The 18344-nt window shown below is 42.5% G+C and carries 17 protein-coding genes and 1 pseudogene; 5 read left to right on the top strand and 13 right to left on the bottom strand.

Annotated features, from left to right (window positions below; translation table 11 throughout):
* Positions 1-356: 356 nt before the first annotated feature.
* Positions 357-859 (bottom strand): annotated as a pseudogene (locus tag AKL11_RS26220) (transposase); the annotation flags it as partial.
* A 457-nt stretch (positions 860-1316) separates the two neighbouring features.
* On the opposite strand from AKL11_RS26220, the gene AKL11_RS09350 reads away from it, so the two are divergent.
* Positions 1317-1733, top strand: coding sequence for a hypothetical protein (locus tag AKL11_RS09350; protein ID WP_067516707.1), 417 nt, complete (start codon positions 1317-1319; stop codon positions 1731-1733).
* 504 nt (positions 1734-2237) lie between these two features.
* Complete coding sequence (locus tag AKL11_RS09345; protein ID WP_067516705.1) at positions 2238-2777, top strand: hypothetical protein; 540 nt, start codon at positions 2238-2240, stop codon at positions 2775-2777.
* Between the two features lie 58 nt (positions 2778-2835).
* Here the strand turns inward: AKL11_RS09345 and AKL11_RS09340 are convergent, their stop codons facing one another.
* From AKL11_RS09340 to AKL11_RS09320, 5 genes are read right to left on the bottom strand one after another with little or no spacing between them, the layout of a single operon-like run.
* The gene (locus AKL11_RS09340; protein ID WP_067517298.1) at positions 2836-4335 is read right to left on the bottom strand and encodes a helix-hairpin-helix domain-containing protein; all 1500 of its coding nucleotides are present in this window, start codon (positions 4333-4335) and stop codon (positions 2836-2838) included.
* Complete coding sequence (locus tag AKL11_RS09335) at positions 4328-6205, bottom strand: PP2C family serine/threonine-protein phosphatase (RefSeq protein WP_067516702.1); 1878 nt, start codon at positions 6203-6205, stop codon at positions 4328-4330. Before AKL11_RS09335 ends, AKL11_RS09340 begins: the two co-directional genes overlap by 8 nt.
* Positions 6205-7242 (bottom strand): TerY-C metal binding domain-containing protein, encoded by a 1038-nt coding sequence (locus tag AKL11_RS09330; protein ID WP_216636487.1) that lies wholly within the window; start codon positions 7240-7242, stop codon positions 6205-6207. The genes AKL11_RS09335 and AKL11_RS09330 overlap by 1 nt, the downstream gene beginning before the upstream one ends.
* A gap of 12 nt (positions 7243-7254) precedes the next feature.
* The gene (locus AKL11_RS09325) at positions 7255-7926 is read right to left on the bottom strand and encodes a vWA domain-containing protein (protein ID WP_253705187.1); all 672 of its coding nucleotides are present in this window, start codon (positions 7924-7926) and stop codon (positions 7255-7257) included.
* Positions 7927-7958: 32 nt separating this feature from the next.
* A complete protein-coding gene (locus tag AKL11_RS09320; protein ID WP_067516698.1) occupies positions 7959-8597 on the bottom strand; it encodes a VWA domain-containing protein in 639 nt (212 codons plus the stop codon).
* 582 nt (positions 8598-9179) lie between these two features.
* Here AKL11_RS09320 and AKL11_RS09315 point away from each other — a divergent pair.
* Positions 9180-11093, top strand: coding sequence for a DNA recombination protein RmuC (locus tag AKL11_RS09315; protein ID WP_067583134.1), 1914 nt, complete (start codon positions 9180-9182; stop codon positions 11091-11093).
* Positions 11094-11234: 141 nt separating this feature from the next.
* Here the strand turns inward: AKL11_RS09315 and AKL11_RS09310 are convergent, their stop codons facing one another.
* On the bottom strand, positions 11235-11534 hold the full coding sequence (locus AKL11_RS09310; RefSeq protein WP_157673488.1) for a hypothetical protein: 300 nt from the start codon (positions 11532-11534) through the stop codon (positions 11235-11237).
* Between the two features lie 289 nt (positions 11535-11823).
* Here AKL11_RS09310 and AKL11_RS26435 point away from each other — a divergent pair, with 289 nt between their 5' ends.
* Together AKL11_RS26435 and AKL11_RS09305 are read left to right on the top strand one after the other, a co-directional pair.
* Complete coding sequence (locus AKL11_RS26435) at positions 11824-11958, top strand: hypothetical protein (RefSeq protein ID WP_281180416.1); 135 nt, start codon at positions 11824-11826, stop codon at positions 11956-11958.
* 202 nt (positions 11959-12160) lie between these two features.
* Complete coding sequence (locus AKL11_RS09305; RefSeq protein WP_067516692.1) at positions 12161-12499, top strand: hypothetical protein; 339 nt, start codon at positions 12161-12163, stop codon at positions 12497-12499.
* 357 nt (positions 12500-12856) lie between these two features.
* On the opposite strand, the gene AKL11_RS09300 is transcribed toward AKL11_RS09305, so the two are convergent.
* From AKL11_RS09300 to AKL11_RS09270, 6 genes are all read right to left on the bottom strand, one after another.
* Complete coding sequence (locus AKL11_RS09300) at positions 12857-13657, bottom strand: YaaW family protein (RefSeq protein WP_245673319.1); 801 nt, start codon at positions 13655-13657, stop codon at positions 12857-12859.
* A gap of 373 nt (positions 13658-14030) precedes the next feature.
* Complete coding sequence (locus AKL11_RS09290) at positions 14031-14267, bottom strand: hypothetical protein (RefSeq protein ID WP_067516688.1); 237 nt, start codon at positions 14265-14267, stop codon at positions 14031-14033.
* Between the two features lie 232 nt (positions 14268-14499).
* On the bottom strand, positions 14500-14862 hold the full coding sequence (locus AKL11_RS09285) for a hypothetical protein (protein ID WP_067516686.1): 363 nt from the start codon (positions 14860-14862) through the stop codon (positions 14500-14502).
* 212 nt (positions 14863-15074) lie between these two features.
* Positions 15075-16373 (bottom strand): DUF4236 domain-containing protein, encoded by a 1299-nt coding sequence (locus AKL11_RS09280; protein ID WP_067516684.1) that lies wholly within the window; start codon positions 16371-16373, stop codon positions 15075-15077.
* A 166-nt stretch (positions 16374-16539) separates the two neighbouring features.
* Entirely contained in the window at positions 16540-17700 is a 1161-nt protein-coding gene (locus AKL11_RS09275; protein WP_157673487.1) for a TerD family protein, read from the bottom strand.
* 15 nt (positions 17701-17715) lie between these two features.
* Positions 17716-18327 carry a TerD family protein gene (locus AKL11_RS09270; RefSeq protein WP_067516682.1) on the bottom strand — a complete coding sequence of 204 codons (612 nt, stop codon included), beginning with the start codon at positions 18325-18327 and terminating at the stop codon, positions 17716-17718.
* Positions 18328-18344: the final 17 nt, after the last annotated feature.

The raw sequence follows: 18344 nt of genomic DNA, 5'->3' as shown, positions 1-18344 counted from the left end.
CCAGAGAATCACTGTTTCAAGGCATCTTTAAGCGAAAGGCCTGAAATCATGGGTTTATACTCTTTTCAGGCTCATTTTGGGATTGGAAAATACTGAAAATCCAACCTAAAAAATTCAATGATAAGGGATACGATAAGACAAAAGATGATTTTCGTGATGTATTTTCAAGTAAAAAAACAGAAAGGTTAGATGAGTAAGGTATGAGCTGATGTAGGGGCATCACTCTGAAGATAAAACCAGAAAATCGGGGCATAAAGACGGGTCAATGATTATCAAAGTTTATGGAAAGTGGATGCCCGATGCCTTTGCCGATAACGATAGTCGGGTAGTTTGATTATTAAGAGCTCCATCAAAAAATCACTTTTTTCGGTCTGGTGCATGTCTAGATCGCACTGTTTTCCGTTATTTTTAGTCAAGGTCGGCGCCTCGATAATGGTTTCATCAACCAATCCGCCTTCTTTCAGGATGGTCCCAGAGTCTGTCAGCCAGTCGTTTATCTCGATAAAGTTAACCACCTTTCCAACAAGATGATGCTTTTCAAGCAAGTGTCTAAAGTTTATGATCGCCGTACGATCAGGGATCGGCTTATCCAGTGTCTGGAAAAAGTCGCATGGATGCAATTTCAAACAAGGCGTCCTCCATTTCTTCATCGCTGAGACTGTACCATTGTTGAAGACAATGGATCCGTGCCATTACATCCAATGGATAAGGAGGGTGACCATTACACCGCTTAGAGTAATAGGGGGGCTATGAAACTAATAAGTCTGGATCATGGCACAAGCTCTTCCATTTTAGTCAGAAAGCGTTCTTTGCGAGTTGTTCTATGCTTTTGGGTAAACTCGCCATCTGAAAAACTGAGTTAAGTCGTGCAGGCGTTCAAAGGGAGATGATTGGAATATTATTATCTCTTGGAAAGAGACTTATTCGTACCTTCCCAAGCATAATCAATCAAAAAAGTTAATCGAACTGGCGTTTATCATTGGACTGATAATCAGAGAAATACCCACTTTTCAGATAAGCCTCTAGCCGGGGTGAATTCAGAAATTTCCGGCACATACACTAACCGCTATCAGTTCTTCACCGCAGAGGCCTTAAACAAAGGAAGAGCTGTTCCAGTGATATACAAGTCAGTAGTCGGTAGATACACGACAGATATTTAGTTTTCTTTCCCGCTTTTGGGTAACAAAAAATCTGGCGGCAATCAAAAAACACTCCTACGATGTAATCGGTATATCTCCTAGCCTTAAAGGGTAGCGAAATATTCTGGAATGCATACTTAGTCCGAATCAGAATTAATGAACTGTATAGGTGATTAAATGGGTGCTGATAGTAGTGATTTTGTCGTAAGTACAGCAATAGATACACATTCTCAGATGGTCGTAGGTTTTTACCAATCTTCCAAAAACACACTTGATGAAGGTCAGGAACGTATACTCTCTGATGAATGTCATACAGACTTTTCGAATCACCTGCTACCCACAACTATCGTCAGGGATAGTGGTGAAAGCTCAATTTTAAACGAAAGCAATTTTTTAATTGACCATTGTAAATTTGATGTTTGTATTGCTCCTCCTTCTGGAATGGTGAAAAAGGGGATGGTCGAGCGAGGGCTTGCCAAGCTGCAGAAGAAGAACATCGCCCCCTGTCAAACCAATTTAGAAAAGACTGTTACCTTGAAAGAGTTTCAAGAATGTTTCATAAAAGAGGTCATTTCGATCAACATACAAGAGTGAACTCAGGTTTATTTCAGCTGAGCAGAAGACAGTCTATTGCTGTTTACATACCAACTACCCCGGAGTGTAATCTCTGGGGGATCAAGTTAATGCTGAGTAGCGCAGCACGCAGTGAAAAATTTCTACCTCCCCCCCCCAGCGATTCAATTCACCCTATCATCGCAAGGCTCTCCAACCATTAGTTTTTTATGTTTACCCCAAAAGAGTTTCACAAACTCCGCATCATTTCTTCAGGAAAAAAAACAAGTTCAACACATGCCTACACGCTATAAACTTCAATGCACAATAATTATGCAACACTCCCTCACAGCAGTATAAAATGTAAGTACTTTCCCCTAATCGCTTTTTACAAACTTGAAAGATATGATCAGAAAAGCTGATGAGCGAGCATATCATCAGGTTAACATTGATGTTGCCCTTCAAAAGAATGCTTGGAAGTGAGCATGAAAGGCTAATGTCTTATCAGTGCCTTTTTAAGTCTGAAACATTTCAGTATCAGCGGGTATGTACTATGCCTATAGAAAAGGTCTACCAACCAAGCATATCCTCCAGTGCCGTATTGCTATGATGCATATCAAGATCAAAAATTTCTCTTTCGATATCGCCTGCCGCATATTATGTGCTGCGACTATTGTAACATTGTCACCAATGTACCTTAGCTATGAAAGTGGCTATGACTTAATCAATATTGCTGCTATTGCGTATGCCGTTTATTTTTTACTCTCAGAGTCTTTAAGGCTTTACAAGATGAGCGGTAAGTTCTTTCTGGATTATGACGGTATCCTGATCAGAGTTTATGATTCGGCGGAGAAGAAAACCAAGGAAATATTTCTGGAAGATGTAACCAATGTAATCATTACTAAGAGGTTCGTTAAGATCAGTACGTCCCATGATCTCACTTATTTACATTTCAATATGATGTCGTTCCAAAACCAAAGTCTCTTTCTGAACAAAATATATCCAGAAATACAGAGAAAAGTAGAATTCAAAAAAACTTCTTCAAATACTGCCGTCACTGCATCCGTCACTGCATCCGTCACTTGAATACCAGTTCAAGGTTGCTTTAACAGTGAGCCAGACATCTGTCTGACTCACGAGTTTCTCAATGCTTGTTTACCATCTGAACTACAAATAATCGCCCTCCCGGCTCTTTGCTGCACAAAAGCTGTAAACCATCCGTTAATTCAATATGCTCTCCTGGCGACACAGGTCGCTTATTGGCCACATCTGTTAAATCCTGCATTTTTTCATTGACCAGCAACCATCGACCATGATGGTTGATAAAGTAACCGACCCTGCTCTTATCCTGATCAGCCAACCGTTCATTCGGAACAATATTCCTATTGATATGATAGGGAAACAGAGATTGGTCACGGTAGACCATCAGACGATGGTTATCAGGCTTGAAACTCTGCCCATCCCTAGATGAGTAGAGGTTGAGAACAGGGAGCAACCCCTCATACTTTGTATCGCAAAATGGGCAGACAGGATTGGTCTTGTTATCAAACACATACCACTTTTGTGCACAACCTGAGTTATTGCATGGTTGAACAAGATCCAGAGTCTTGATCAGGGCGGTTTCCCATTCATCGGCCGTGGGTCTTAAGCCCGGATGATGTAAACCATCAATAAACGCTCTTTCAAAAAGCTGGCTCAGATAAGGACCGGTTATGGTATATGGCAGTTTATTGGTATCTTTCCATGGGAGTTCGCTCTCCCGAACATTTTCCAGCTTAATACGGTTACCTGTATCCACTGGATGCTCTATAAACAGTGCTTTTTCTCCCATACCCAGAGTTTCATCTTCATGGGGTTCAAGAGCATGCACTTTGTCCCCGCGTAAAGGGTGCCGCAACAGAAGATAATGGTAAATCAGCACGGCCAGCGCATGTCGATCAGTTTGAATACTGGGCAGTTTTCTGGCGCTGTCATTTTTATCAAGATGAGCTGTTGCTACACATTCTGGAGCTATAAAATCAGGAGTCCCAACAACATCAGGCGGATACTTCCCCGGAACCACGAGTCCATCAACGTCGATCACACAAGTTTGAGCTCTGGTCGGGGCGACCAAAACATTCTTATAGCTCAGGTCAGAATGCGCCAAGCCAGCAGCATGCATACGTCGAACTGTACGAGCAATCTTCAAACTGATCTGAAGATAGTTTAACCAACTACCACGTTCCCGTGGGTCCAGAAATCGATTTTGGTTATTGGCTGATGCATACCATTTCCCCTGCTTTTCTTTCCCTTTAATACCAAGCATGTCGTCATTAACGCTGCCGTGTTCAAAAAAGAAATGCCCGGGATAAACCGGCATCACAAGCCCTAATTTCCCCTGGAACTCTATGATCTGATCAGGCCAACAAAATAATTCTTTCCAATATTCACCGCCCGGCACATCAAAAATACGCTCACGGTAAATACCGGTAATCATCTCAAGTCGTTCACGGGCGGCTGCATCCTGAGGCTCGCGATAGAATGCAACAACCTTGGTTTTACACGGTGTAAAATAGACATCCTTCATGGCTCCTGAGCCAATCAAGTCATCTATGTACTCAATATAATTGCCATCAGATAATGGCACTCGAACAATATCAGTCATTTCGGTCAATCCCAGCCAGAAATGCAATGGAGCGGTCATCATGATTTCCAGGCGACCAGAAATTCAGCCAATCCAACACCGCCTTTTCTGCGTCTTCTTTTGAGCCTTTCAATAACGGCTCTAACTCCATCCACAGGGCTTGCCAAGGGGCGCTCTCGCTCAACATGGATTCAGTTTCGAATCGTGCGTCGGTGATTCCATCTGTCATCGCCATCAATGCGGTGAAGTCTGGCAGCAAACACGCCTTGATTCTTTGGTAAACATCCGGTTGTTTAAAAACACCTCCATCCAGAAAACGAGTCTGACCTGCAAACTCGCCACTATCAGGTGTACAAAGGAGGTCTACGCCACCTTCTTTGCTATAGGCAGCAATCGCTCCATCTCCAACAGAAAACGATAGAATGAGATGACCTTTTTCTGTTTTTTTGTAAATCAGTATCAGCAAGGTTGTGGAAAAATCTTTAACGCTAAGGTCATGATGTTTAGCTTCACTTTCAATCCCCTTTGCAGCTTTCCATGCGGCCATGACCAATGTTTGATGTAAAGCCTGAGTTACAGACTGATCAAATCCACTTTCCAGCTGCTCCCGCTCCAAACAGACAGCCTCAAGCTGTTTTCCAACCTCGCCATTCAGTTCATCAGTCAGGTGTTGTAGAACAAACGTAATAGCGAGCTGTGAGCCGCGCCTTGAATATTGACAACTGCCTGCACCATCAGCCACTACAAGAATATGCCAGCCGCTTTCGGGAAGGTATTTAATGCCAGCCTCATCATCACGGTGTGTTCCCTTATGAGCGTGACTGCGACCTCTTTGGCTCGCAGCGATCATACGATACTCTTCGACATCTAAACTACTGCTATCAAAATCCGGTTTATGAAATTTTGCCTGTGAATCGGACTCAACATCTTTCCACAACGAACGAGGATCAGGGTTAATCGTAAAACGGGAAATTACAAATACATCCTTCCGGGTCTGCTCACTCGAAGAATTTTCCTCGGATAAGTAGCCCTGAAATCGAATTTCAAAGTCCCCAGCCTGCTTTGGGATACCACTAATACAATTTGATCCTTTATCAAATTGCAGACCCAGCTCATCTGGTATTCGACTGTCCTCTACATGAAGGTTGGCCAGCTGAATTATCTGGCTATATTCTCGCCCACACATACCGTTTGGCATATTGACATGAACCGTTTCCCTCTCTTGAACCAGCTGAAGATCCGGTGGGTTATGTTTCATAGCGTTGGACTCACCTACTTCCGATTCTTTAACAAGGCTTATGCTTGAATGGTCAGAGCTGTCTACCTTCACACTGTCATCAGCGGATGGATTCTCATCAGCACTATCCACGTTTACAGATAGCAAAGCTTCATCAGCTTCATGTATGGGAGCAACTATTGAAAGCTCTGCTGACTCCTGCTCATCAGGGATATCACTATTCGCGTCTGTAGTTGAAAGGTTTGAAGCATCACTTGCAACATCACCCTGCTCCTGAGGGCTACTGGAACTCTGGCTGGAGTTACTGTCACTGCAAAGATTTAAGAACTCACTCTGAGGGCTCTCAGATGTACTCTCATTATCAAGCATTTGCTCAATAGATTCTTTTGGTTCCATACTTTCATTGCTATCTTGCTGATCTGATGTATCTGCAATAGCAGTAAGGGTATCAGTGCCTTCGCCGGACTGAACGGCATCCAGTACGGGCGGTATCTGCTCAATATGCTGCAGAACCATGCTTTTGATACCTGAATAAAACGAACAGAAAGCACTATCTTCGAGCAGCTGCTGAATCAATCTCTCATCTGGTTCATGTTGAAAAATAGACACCAGTGTCCGCACTTCAGCGGAGGGTATACGCGACGTTTGACCCATTAGCCCATACCTCGGGTTACATCGAAATCTCCGTCACTGCCTTCTGAAAACATACCTTCAGTTTTGCACCAAGGACATGAATAAGGGCCAGCGCCATCAGTACACAGCAGTCCCCCACACGAACACATGGCAAAAGCAGTGCCGTTACCGCAATGTGGACAGGCCGGCACACCTATTAATTGGTCGGTATTGACCTGAGCGCCCTCTTTATCGATTGCAGACCATGCGAAGAAACTTTCTTCGATTGGGAATGCGCCCTCAAGCTCAAACTCTTGTTCACCAAAACCAGCATCGTCACTACGGTTATACTTTATGAGATAGGGTCGCTCACTCTTCTGGCAACGACCTGTCAGCACTACGACAGATTCATCAACAGCGCTTGCAGTATGTACGGGAAAGTCCTTTACCAACGTCAGTCCGGTTGGCTTCTTGGCAAGAGAAACTCCTGCACCAGCATTGCTCTCAACGAGGTAGCTGGTTGCAGTGACTGATGCGCTGATCCAGTCAATAAACTGCTTGAACGTCTTGCCATCATTTCCCTCAAGGCATAACACGTCATCAGTCATTTTTGAAAGAACAGACGTGTCAGCCTGATCACCCAAAGTAATAGCAACTAGTTGAGCCCGATGAGCAAACTCCGTATTCCATCGCCTGACAGCCTCATCGGTATTATCTGTGGGACGTCCATCAGTCATTAAAAAAATCACCGGCTTCCAGTCACCCCGGCGCTCAGTTGTTGTTTTCACAACATCTTTTTCAATATTGTCCATCAGGCAATTAAGAGCTGCTCCCAATGCAGTTCCACTACCTACCGGTAAACGGGGAGGATAAAAACTGACCACATCAATCAAAGGGACAATAACATCAGCCTTGCCCGCAAAAGCAACAACGGATAAATAAACGCTTTCAAGAGCCTGAGGATCTGTTCGTAAAGAACGAATAATCTGCTCCATGCCAGTTTCCAGCTGTCGCAATGGCAGACCAAGCATTGACTCAGATACGTCTAACAGAAAATAGACAGGTAATCTGCGCATCATTAAATTCCCTAATTACAGAACCAATTGAATTTCTTCAGGTGGAGGGGGTAATGTTCCGCCGCTTGTGCTTAGTGATACTCCTGCCGATTGACTACCAGCAGCAATGGAGTCAGAGACCCATTTAAAAAATGCGCTGAAGGCTGATGAATCCATAGTATCCAGAGTAACAACGGTATTGGTCATCTTCTGCAAAAATTCAGAGCTAGCTTTAGGCCCCGCAGCACAACCAACAATAGCGGCAAAATTCGCCTGCTTAATCTTGACTGACATCTGTTCAAATAACTGCAGATCACTGGGCTTACCATCTGTCAGCACAAACAGCATTGGTCGAAAATCGCCTTTACTGGTAGGAGTAGACTTGTGGACGTCTTTTTCCACTTTCTGGCAGAGAGTTTCGAGAGCTTCACCAAGATGGGTGGCACCACTTCTCGGCAAGGTGATTTCGGGAACTTGAACACTCTCCAGCGGAGTAAGAGGAAACAATTCCTCTATTGTGTTACTGAAAGTAATAATAGATAAAGCAACGGATTCAAGCGCATAAGGGTCCTGACGTAATCCAGCAACCAAAGAACTCAATCCAACATTAACAGCATGAATAGGCTCTCCAGCCATACTGCCTGAGGAGTCTATCAAAAGATAAACAGGTAAACGTCGCGCCATAAAAATCACCCGATAAAAAATCAAAAAAGGTCAAACGAAAAATGTGGAGATGGAGACTAAAAAACGATTTTGACTTCTTCAGGGGGAGGAGGTAGTTCATCCAAAGTGGATACTTCTTTCTTGGTCAAATCAATTTTAACCGAACTAGTACTGACAGAAGCGGAAACCCACTTAAAGAAAGCGGCAACACCCGCGCTGTCCAGAGTATCCAGCCGAACTACGCAATCGGTTATTTTTTTCAGCTCATCAACGTCAGCATGAGGTCCTGCAGCACAGGCAACGATCATCCCGAGCTTCGATTTATCCAGATCAGCCAAACCTTTTTGAAGGTCATCCGTTGGTATTCCATCGGTAAAGAGGAAAACCAATGGCTTCCAGTCACCTCGAGAATCCGCCGTTGTCTTTTTTACTTCCTCTGTCACTCTTGCGTTCAGAAGTGACAGCGCAGCCCCCATGGCTGTCCAGCCATTAGCTTCGATAGTTGGGACTTGAAAATTAATCAACTCAGTCAGTGGTACGCTCTGCTTTGCATCTGAGCCAAACTCAATAACAGATAACGCTGCAGTTTCCAGGGCATGAGGGTCTTGTCGAAGACTACTCAACAACGTGTCCATACCATTGCGTACAGCTTCTATTGGTTCTCCAGTCATTGATGTAGAAACATCAATGACTAGGTATACAGGGAGACGTCTCATACTTTATGAACTCCGAAAAAATACATACCCGTGCCAAATAATTACTGATGAAGAATTATAGAATCAGTGACTCATCAGCATAACCTGCATAAATGCAAGAAAACGACAGTCGCATAATACCTCTAAAGGAAGCCATCTTCACGGTAATTGGAAGACCTCAGTCAAGAGATATGGCATAAATCATTAGAAGTGAAATTCTCTCAATGATATGACTGCCTGTCAGCAGTAATCACACGAACTGAATTACGATTTGCGTCAATACAAAGAGCATTTTTACCATGCTAAGATTCTCCGGTTTGGAAAATCACTTTGAGGCCGATCGCTAGCTGATTTTTTTCAAAGATACTCAGATCACATTGAGGGCGTATTTACCCCTATCGATAATTCGATGTATGTATGGCAGCTCATTCAAAGAGTAAGTGGTCTACGAATTTCGACGGACGGTAGTGTGCCTGATTTATTCTTAGATAACTTAGATCAAAAACGTTAAAACCCAGAAAAGTGCAAAGTCTCTTCTCTTTTCGAGAATTGATGCCTTTTAAACTTTGCCTTCAAAACATCAATTGCTTAATAGGGTAACTTATGGAATTAACATCAATACTTGTCTCCTGTGCATTTGCTGTAATGGCATTTGTTCTGGGTTACATACTGTCAGCTCAGAAAAGTCGCCAGGGTCAGTCAGATAAGGATGCAGAACTCAGGCAATACAAAGCTGAAAGCACCCGGTTGTCTGAAGCCTTGGAGCAAGCAAGAAATGATGAAAAGGAAAACTCAACAGAGCTGCAGACGATTCGTCTCAGTCATGAGCGTTTAGATGCAGAACGAAAGAATTTGCTTTCACAGATTTCGCAAAAGGATCAGCGGATCGCCGACTATTCTCAGCGAATTCTAGAACTCAGAGAGTCAGAGCGCACTGTCAGGGAAAGCCTGGTCAAAACAGAGGAGACGATGTCAAACCTGAAGCAGAAAGAGTCTGAGAACAAAGACACGATCAGCCTGTTACAGAGTAAAATAGAACAGCTGCAAAGCAGTGAAAAAACTGCTTCTGAAGTTGCCGCCAAATCAAAAGAGACCGCGGAAAGTCTTACTCATCAGCGCTCAAAAGATGCTGCCGCCTATCAGGAAAGACTTCAGGAAAGGGATGAACGAATTCAGGAGGTTCTGGCTGACGCTAAAAATCTGGTCGAACAAAAAGAAGCACTATCAAGCATGCTTTCTGAAAGCAGACAGGCTCATAAAAAATCAGAGGCGTTGTTGGAAAACACAACTAAAAAAACAGCAGAATACAAAGAGCTCTGGGAAAAAACAGAAGGTAAATTATCAAGTCTGCAAGATGAATACCGTGACATTTTTGCTAACTATACCGAACTGAAAACTACCCTTGAGCAGAGAGAAAGAAACTTTGCAGAGCAATTTCAGCAGCTTGAAAATAACAAAGAAGTTCTGACCAAAGAGTTTGAACGTCTGGCAAGCCAGTTCCTTGAAGAAAAAGGGCAGAAATTTAAGCAACTAAACAGTGAGACCATCAGTAATCTGCTCACCCCGATTCAGAGCGAAATGAAAGGCTTTAAGGATAAAGTGGAAAAAATCCATGAGCGCGATGTGGAGCAACGTATACAGCTCAAAGCAGAACTGGAAAACCTTCAAAAACTGAATCAGGACATCACCGACAAGGCAGAAAAGCTGACAACTGCACTGCAAGGACAGAAAAAAGTTCAGGGCAACTGGGGTGAACTAATGCTGGAAAATGTTCTCGATGGTTCCGGCCTTCGCCTGGGAACGGACTATAAGCGGGAAGTCAGTTTTAATACCGAAGATGAGGGCAGAAAGCGTCCTGATGCCATCGTCTACCTGCCTCAGAACAAACACATGGTCATCGACGCCAAAACCTCACTGGCTGCATACACGCGCTATGTCAATTCAGAAGATGAGTTTGAGCGTAAAAAGGCACTGAAAGAGCATACGCAGGCAGTAAGCGACAGAATCAATGAGCTATCTGATCGGAATTACTACAAATTGCCCGGACTGAATTCGCCAGAAATAGTGGTTATGTTTATTCCGATCGAATCAGCCTATGTAGAGGCGCTTAAATCCGATGAAACGCTTTACCAGCGAGCTATTGAGCGAAATGTACTGGTAGCAACACCCACGACCTTGTTAACCAGCCTCAATATTGTTCGGCAACTGTGGCGTTTTGAAGATCAGAACAAGCATACAGCCGAACTGGCAAACAGGGCAGAGAAGTTCTATGACAAGCTCAGACTCTTTTTAACGAGTATGCAGGAGGTTGGCAAAAAGCTGGATCAGGCAAAAGTTACCTACGATAAAGCTCTGGGGCAGTTGCATAGCGGTAAAGGCAATCTTATTAAGCAGGCTTCTGAGTTTAAGGATCTTGGGGTTGCTGTTAAAACTGAACTGCCCGTTGAGCTGACTGAAAGAGCTAGTCTGGAATTAGATCAATTCTCTACAGCTGAAATAGCTCCGAATAATAATTAGCCGTAACCACCTGTTGTAATTCAGGTTTAATCTGACAGCCACCTTCTTGAAAACGGTAACTGCCAGATTGAATCTGAATCACCTACAGATGAATAAGTAACCATCTTCAGATAAAGGGTGAGTATGAGATTAGAGTGTCACTTATTCATTAAATATTTGTTCTCTTCCTGACTCTGTCTCACAATACCATTCTTGCAAACCTTCTCGTTCCACGATTTTCAAACAAGCCTTATACGAATTTGAAAACAGCTCATCAAATATAGAAGCCTTTTTTGTTTCGCATACTTGATATGCGTCACCTAAAAATTTGCATTTCCCATTGTATTTTCGATCACATGCTTCCCACGCTTCTTCGGTGGACTCATAACAGCGTGGACTTAAAAAAAATATTGATGCTCCAGCAAATAGGAGAACACCTAGTAAAACTTTGACTTCTTTCATTACTGAAACTTTACCTATTGCAGAGTATTGGCGACTATATACTGTTAGAAAATCATCTGATATAAGTGCTCCCCAATCAAAATATATCTTATATGCGAATAGCAAAATCACAGTTAATGTGTTTCATAAGTAGGTATGCATTTCGATAAATAGTTACATAATCTGATCGACCAACAAACTATTATTTCTTACAGTTACTATCTCTGATACTTTGCTTATACAGAAGCAGAACGATTTAGCTGTTGATTGGAATCATGACGACTGTTTAACTACTCCTGTCTGGCTTATTATGAATCATTTCAAAAAAGCGGTGACGCCAACGGAATGCGATCTTCAACTCAATGCCATTCTCAGTAGTGGCTTGCTGAAAGACGACAGAGTAAGTCATACAGGTAAGGTACTGTTCCACTTTCAGGAAGCTTGAGCCTTGCCAAAGTGAACTCTTATTTTGGATATCGACATCCTTTATAAATTAATACATAATCGCATGGTATGGATAATACATAGGAAAGTTTGTTTTGCTTCGCCCTAAAGCGCCAGAATTAATGGTGCTAAGAGGTGGTTCTTTAAATTCGTACAAAAATACGCTCTACTTGTCTAATGTGATGACATATTAAAGGTTACTCATGCAAAAGCTGTTCAGTTTTATATCAAGGCTATCAAAACTGTTGCCAGAGTATTACTACCTAAAGCACTTCATAATTGCTTTATTGATTGCTTTAGGTTTGATGTCTGAAAATGGTTTTCCGTTAGTGGGAACGCTGTTAAGTATCATTAATGTTATTTTCTACCCTTTCTCAAGATATGTTTATTCAAGCATTTCTCACATGCTTCCATGGGAAGATAGCTGGTTCAATGAGATTATTGCTACCCTTTGTTGCTATGGTGGTGCTTTATTCATTGCTCCGATAGGCATTGGCTATCGACTCTATAAAAATGAGAACATGGAAGAAAAACAAGTGTAATGGTGTACAAAATCTATTCTACAATTCTGAGACATACTAAGTAGGTTATATATTGAAAACGGATATTTTCATCTCTTCAGGCCAGAGCTAACGTGGAGCATTTCCTAAAATGCTTATGCTTTCAGCGAAGATTTTTTCTTTCATGAGCTCAACTTAATATTTTCGCTTCTGTTCAAATTAGATGCATGGTCGCGTGTAAAATGTTTCTGAAAACTTCACTTTTCAAAGGTTTTACTAAAGTCTGGATCTCCACACAGATACTGGCCTTGAGGGCCTCACCAACATCTATTGTGAACAGAGCCGAGCAGTTACCGTGGCGGCTGGGAATTAAAAACTCCCGGCTACCCGATTAGATGCTTATTCAAACTCAACTTCTTGAGCCTGCTTTTCATAAATGTGCTTTTGTCTTAATACTGAAACTTGAATTACGGATGGGATTGTTACTCGATATGCTGCACCAGCTATATCAACAGCAGTCCATAATCCGGTAATAACCCAACCAATTGGGCCAGTAAGAATAGCCATAGTCCTGGTTAATGCGGCATTACCAGCAAAAGATAGGCCTCTACCAATCAATGCTTTAAGAACTGCGTTGACAATGATTAGTGTTAATTGATAGGATTTGAAGCCGCCTGCTTGAAAAATAGCTTGGAAGACGCCAACCATTGCTTCTTTAGTAACACCTGATTTGTTTTTTATACCTGTTGCTTGAGCTAGTTCTTTTAACTCCTCTGGTGTCATATTTTCAATAGCATCTTCGAGGATCTTCATTAAAAGGTTTTGTTCGATTTTCTCTACGCTTGAATCTTTATTAAAATTAACCTTCACTTTTCTACAAACATCAACAAGCACCTCTTTGTACTCTACACCTTTTCCTCCGCGGAACATTGTGGCGAAAGTATTTGCACCAAAACACTGAATTTCAGCAGCGATTTCCTTCCAATATTCAGAGTGTTTTGGATAGTGTCTTTTGTAGAGATCATGATTACTGAGCTCTTCAGTTAATCGCTCATCTCCGTCTTTATCATGTGTTAAACAATAAACAAGATCATTAAGGTCTTCTGAAGAGAGTTCTCCCAAGAACTCTAAATCACGATCATATCTATATGCCAAAATAATTCTCCCCTTATGCATTGATTTGTTGGGGTGGGTTTTCATCAGTTAACGCCGAAGTGTGGGGCTCCGGTAGCGTACCACGAACATAGCAAGGAACCACGGTCACTAGTTAGTATTTACAGCGTTCGATTAGGTTGTGGGTGGTTATTTACTATATTTATAGAAGAGGATGATTCCACCAAAAACGACAATCAACGGTGGGAAAGCAATACATAAGGCTATGGTAAGGATGATTAATCCTATACCAATGATCATACCAAGCAAGTTACCAAGAAATGCTACTAGTAAGCCAAATAAATGTTTCAAGAGTGGAATTGCTACAAAAAACAATAAAAGTAGAACAACAATAATTCCGATTATATATAACATTAATTATCCACGCTAATTTCGATTTTTCTTAAGATCATTACGATCATTAGTTTGTTTGTTTATTTGTTTGGTATTTTTTGAATGTATTTAAGATGCTCACACCTCCCGCTGATATTGCTATTGCAATAGATGGTTTTGTTTTCGATAATTCAAGTGCAGAGACGGAACCAGTTCCTCCATTACCAAGTAGAAAACAGCTGATCCAGTTGCTACGGTCAAACCACCTCTCTAGTAGTAGTTTTTTCGAAAAATAGTCTTGCAAATCTCCTTCTTTCTCAATCACATTATCGCTTTCTTTGGGTATAGAACCAAGTCATTCTTTATTTTATACGTACAAATACTTCACTGGGGTGTGGTGTTGATTTTTAGGTGGAGCCCAGCCCTACTTAACTTCTCAATAACTGCTGACAATCGGCTGTGATCGAATAAAGCCATAGTGATTGACTGGAGTATACCCAGGGTGGCTAGCGATTTTTACTATGGCATTTCAGCACTTTTTTGAGAAAATACTCAATCTAGTTTTTGTCAATCAATGGATTGCAGTCTTCTATAACAACTTGCCCTTGGAGTAAGTTACCCCTTGAGTATTCATTGAAATAACAAATATTTTTTATCGGATCATAATTCTCAATCCACAGGTGATCATCTTTCCACGTTGACCCTAGATGATGTTGCCCCTGAGGCACTTTTAATGTCATCACGCCGCCATAATGCTTTACAAAAACTTGTTGAAAGTGAAAGAAGTAGCTGGAAACACCTGTTATAAACACTATTATTGCTACAATAATTCCCATTTTGGTTTGGTTTGCACGAATCAATACCCATAATAGAAAAACACACAGGATTCCCAGAGTAATCCAATATACATATGTAACCATTAACCTCTCCTTATACTAAGTGTGTTTAATAAAATATCTAGTAAGTAAACGATAATTGACGTCTCACTCAATCATAAACAATTGTGCTTGCGTCAGTTTCAAAAACTGCTGATTACTAATTAATATTGATGATTAACAGTTTTGTCGAAAATAACGCATAGTACTTACATGTGATTCACCAGAACGTCGTGGTTCCAAGAAAACTCGTATTATCAAAATGGTTCAATAGACTTAAACAAGTTGGTCTTGGATAGAGTACATCGAAGCTCCCCCAAACCAAGCGCCTTCATCGGATCCAACTCTCCAAGTTGAGCGAAATTAATCTGACTAAACACTCGCCGAGTCATCTTGCCACTGTACAAATAATCTTCATTTGTATGGCCGGTACGACTGTCTTTCCTTTGAGAAAATCCACTGATAACGATCTGCCGAACACTCGGAAGACGGTTAAAACCTACGCCACACAACAGAAGTCCGATGCTGCCAATGTGGTGAGCATACAGACTGCGCTGTTGAGTTGCCGACAATTTTTTAATCCGCAACCGACTACTATCAATACTGGCTTCTCTTGCGGGAAAATCCTCAATTTCAGGCAGATCAACATCGATATAAAGCTGCTTGCCACAATCACTGAAGTTAAATGCAATTAATGTTTCTCTTGGCCAGTTAATTTCTTGAACGGCATCTTCAAACACTTCATACATCACATTGGTATCTTCTCGCAGTAGCTGCTCACGTCGTTGTTGCAGGCTTTGAGTTTCACCCTCATGAGCCCTTTGTTCTGTCTGATACCGAGTCATTGCCTCTTGGTAGGATTGGTCAATCCTTGCCTGCTCACTACGATATTGTTCTTGTAAGCGACGATAGTCTTCAAATGCCTGTTCGTAAGCTGTCTGGTCACGTTCCTGCTGCTGCGTTTTACGAGTATGGAAAAACGAAATTGTGTTATCTATCCAGGAAAACTCAGCACGCTCAGGTTCGGCAGGTAGCTCAGGCACAATAATAGGGTTCGCTTGCTTTTCCGGTGCCTGCTTGGAAAACGGTCTATAGATTGCCGTTGGCCTGTACTTTGGCTCAGGAATCATCAATACAAGATCGTTCAAAGCTCTGGTCAGCTCATTGATTTGATCTCGCTGCTGAACCAGAAACGCCCGGAAATCGTCGGGATCATTTTGCTCCACGTCTTTCACATATCGAGGAGGCAAGCGAACACCATTCTCATTAAAGGCTTCGATAACGCCCGTTTCTGTAACCTCTAAATGGATCTCAGTTGGTGCAATGGTCGATGGCTGAGCAGTACTGCTCTGTCGTTTTGTAGCTGTTGATTTTTTGTCTAAACGAGTACGATAAGAAAAGCCGGTACCAGGCAATCCCACGTTTCCATAAACACCTCTGGAAGAAACACTGACAGAAGCCCCTCTTGGGCCGAGAGAAAGTGACGCACCGTTAAGCCCTAGATTCACTCGAATACCCGGAGCGATAGTAATACTTTTTCGAAAACGCAAACCCATAAATCAGCCTAAAAATACTCTAGCTTACTACCTAGGATTTCAGTCCATGATTACCATTATCTGGACCATGATTTTCCTGGGGCAGACTTGCTCTTTTTGGTTTTACCTACAGTATCCACAAGGAGCAGCTCATAAAATAGGGCTGGAGGTACCAGCCCTTTCTGTTTTATTTACTACCGCGACTCCAACGGAACCCCCACCCAAAGGCTTCGTCCATTGGTTTATGGTCAGTATAGAATTGGTTTATGCGCTCAACTTTCAATTGGCCGTTCACGTTCAGCAAACGAGCAATTGCGCACATCCCTCCTTTATTCTGTCCTTCAGTCAGATGAGTTTCTATTGGCGGCTGGTTTGGCATATGTAAGGTGACAATTCCATCTGTTTCTGCCCAGTTAGGAACGCCTTCATAGATGAAGGTGTAAATTAACACCTCATCTATTTCATCCCACTTTCCACCATTTATATGCAGCCATTCACCATCTGATACCGCACCTGTTCGATCATCCCCCTGGAGTTCAACAAAAGGGGCATGTCCGTAACTGCCAAAGCTGTTGCCCAAGGCTTGAACCACGCCTTTCTGACCATTTTTTAGTCTGACAAAGGCACCAAGATCAAGGTCAATCCCCTTGCTCTTGCCAAAACCAAAAAAGCCGCCTGAAGCAGAGCCTTTCTGATTCCAGTTCAAGTTGACCTTCATCATGCCGTAAGAATTATTCCGTTTCTCAAGGCTGATCGAAGGGCTTGACTTGGTCAGTGTGATTTTGCTCAGGTTGATCGGCTTACTGGCTGGTTCCGGAGCGGCCTGAGGAGTAGGTGAAGGTTGGCTATTCGCTGCGATATCAACACCAAAGTGCTCTGCAAGTGGTGCTAGTCCACCATTAAAACCCTGGCAAACGAAACGAAACTTCCACTCATTGTTCCGGCGATATAACTCACCAAGAATCAATGCAGCCTCAGAACGTCCTGTCATCGGAACGTCCGCATTAACAAGCAAAGTGGAACCTTGAGTAACACTAATACCGGCAGTCCCCAAGCTTGCAATAGTGCCGGCATCGACCGTTGCGGTAAAAGCAATGCGTTGTACGTCTGGCTTTAAGCGCGTTAAATCAACATTGAAAACAGTGTTCAAGCCTTCACTGGTCAGGCTTACAGTGTTGTCGTCATTGTTCTTTTGACCGTAAAAGACAAAGTCAGGATCACTCTTCGTCTTACCATCCCCATAAAGACGGAATGATGAGATATCAGCACTCTTTCCTGTTTTTACAGAAACTGAGATAGTTGCGGTAGGCAGTGGTGCATTAGCACCCGGAGTTAGCTGGATAGCCATTTTCAAATCTCTCGATTATGCATACTCACGGGAGAAGCTTGCCAAGGTTTGCTCAAGCTTTGTATCACGGGTTGCCTGGCCAATAGAGTTAAACTTCCACTCACCATTATGCTTATACAATTTACCCATGATCATAGAGACGGCGCCGCTGAATGAAGCATCGTTAGCAATGTCAAATCGTGCAAATTCCTGATCAACCCGCTCAGGTGTACCTTCATAAATCCGAATGCGGGCAAAAGGAATATCTTTGAAGTCATGCCCTCTGAAACTGTTCAGGACAAAAGCTAACTGAGTAGCCTTTGGGTTGAGCTTATTCAAATCAATTTTGATCACTTCATTGTCGAGACCGTCATCACCATCAACGTCTCCAGTCAGATCATCCCCTGAATGGACAATGCCACCGCACCGGGACTTCAGTTGACGAAAAGACACCGTATCAATTAGCTGGCTATTTTCGTCAAAGATACCTACAGATGCATCAAGGTCTACGGCTTCTACTTTCTGCCCACCAAAGAAACCTTTTTTGATAATTGCACCCCAGTTAACGCCAATGCACATACTTTGAAGTGAAGAACCACTTTCTTTCTTCAAAGAAATACGCTGACCTTTCTGTAAGCTGATAGCCATTTTTTACTCCTCAGGCG

The sequence above is a fragment of the Endozoicomonas ascidiicola genome, from assembly GCF_001646945.1.
GTDB classification, from domain to species: Bacteria; Pseudomonadota; Gammaproteobacteria; order Pseudomonadales; family Endozoicomonadaceae; genus Endozoicomonas; species Endozoicomonas ascidiicola.
The sequence above is the reverse complement of the archived record's forward strand: the minus strand, read 5'-3'. Positions and strand labels throughout refer to the sequence as shown.

Excerpts from the sequence above, each read along its gene's own strand:
- AKL11_RS09315 (WP_067583134.1), top strand. The coding sequence starts at position 9,180 with ATGGAATTAACATCAATACTTGTCTCCTGTGCATTTGCTGTAATGGCA.
- AKL11_RS09280 (WP_067516684.1), bottom strand. The coding sequence starts at position 16,373 with ATGGGTTTGCGTTTTCGAAAAAGTATTACTATCGCTCCGGGTATTCGA.
- AKL11_RS09285 (WP_067516686.1), bottom strand. The coding sequence starts at position 14,862 with ATGGTTACATATGTATATTGGATTACTCTGGGAATCCTGTGTGTTTTT.
- AKL11_RS09320 (WP_067516698.1), bottom strand. The coding sequence starts at position 8,597 with ATGAGACGTCTCCCTGTATACCTAGTCATTGATGTTTCTACATCAATG.
- AKL11_RS09275 (WP_157673487.1), bottom strand. The coding sequence starts at position 17,700 with ATGGCTATCCAGCTAACTCCGGGTGCTAATGCACCACTGCCTACCGCA.
- AKL11_RS09350 (WP_067516707.1), top strand. The coding sequence starts at position 1,317 with ATGGGTGCTGATAGTAGTGATTTTGTCGTAAGTACAGCAATAGATACA.
- AKL11_RS09300 (WP_245673319.1), bottom strand. The coding sequence starts at position 13,657 with ATGAAAACCCACCCCAACAAATCAATGCATAAGGGGAGAATTATTTTG.
- AKL11_RS09310 (WP_157673488.1), bottom strand. The coding sequence starts at position 11,534 with ATGAAAGAAGTCAAAGTTTTACTAGGTGTTCTCCTATTTGCTGGAGCA.
- AKL11_RS26435 (WP_281180416.1), top strand. The coding sequence starts at position 11,824 with ATGAATCATTTCAAAAAAGCGGTGACGCCAACGGAATGCGATCTTCAA.
- AKL11_RS09345 (WP_067516705.1), top strand. The coding sequence starts at position 2,238 with ATGTACTATGCCTATAGAAAAGGTCTACCAACCAAGCATATCCTCCAG.
- AKL11_RS09340 (WP_067517298.1), bottom strand. The coding sequence starts at position 4,335 with ATGACTGATATTGTTCGAGTGCCATTATCTGATGGCAATTATATTGAG.
- AKL11_RS09305 (WP_067516692.1), top strand. The coding sequence starts at position 12,161 with ATGCAAAAGCTGTTCAGTTTTATATCAAGGCTATCAAAACTGTTGCCA.
- AKL11_RS09330 (WP_216636487.1), bottom strand. The coding sequence starts at position 7,242 with ATGATGCGCAGATTACCTGTCTATTTTCTGTTAGACGTATCTGAGTCA.
- AKL11_RS09270 (WP_067516682.1), bottom strand. The coding sequence starts at position 18,327 with ATGGCTATCAGCTTACAGAAAGGTCAGCGTATTTCTTTGAAGAAAGAA.
- AKL11_RS09335 (WP_067516702.1), bottom strand. The coding sequence starts at position 6,205 with ATGGGTCAAACGTCGCGTATACCCTCCGCTGAAGTGCGGACACTGGTG.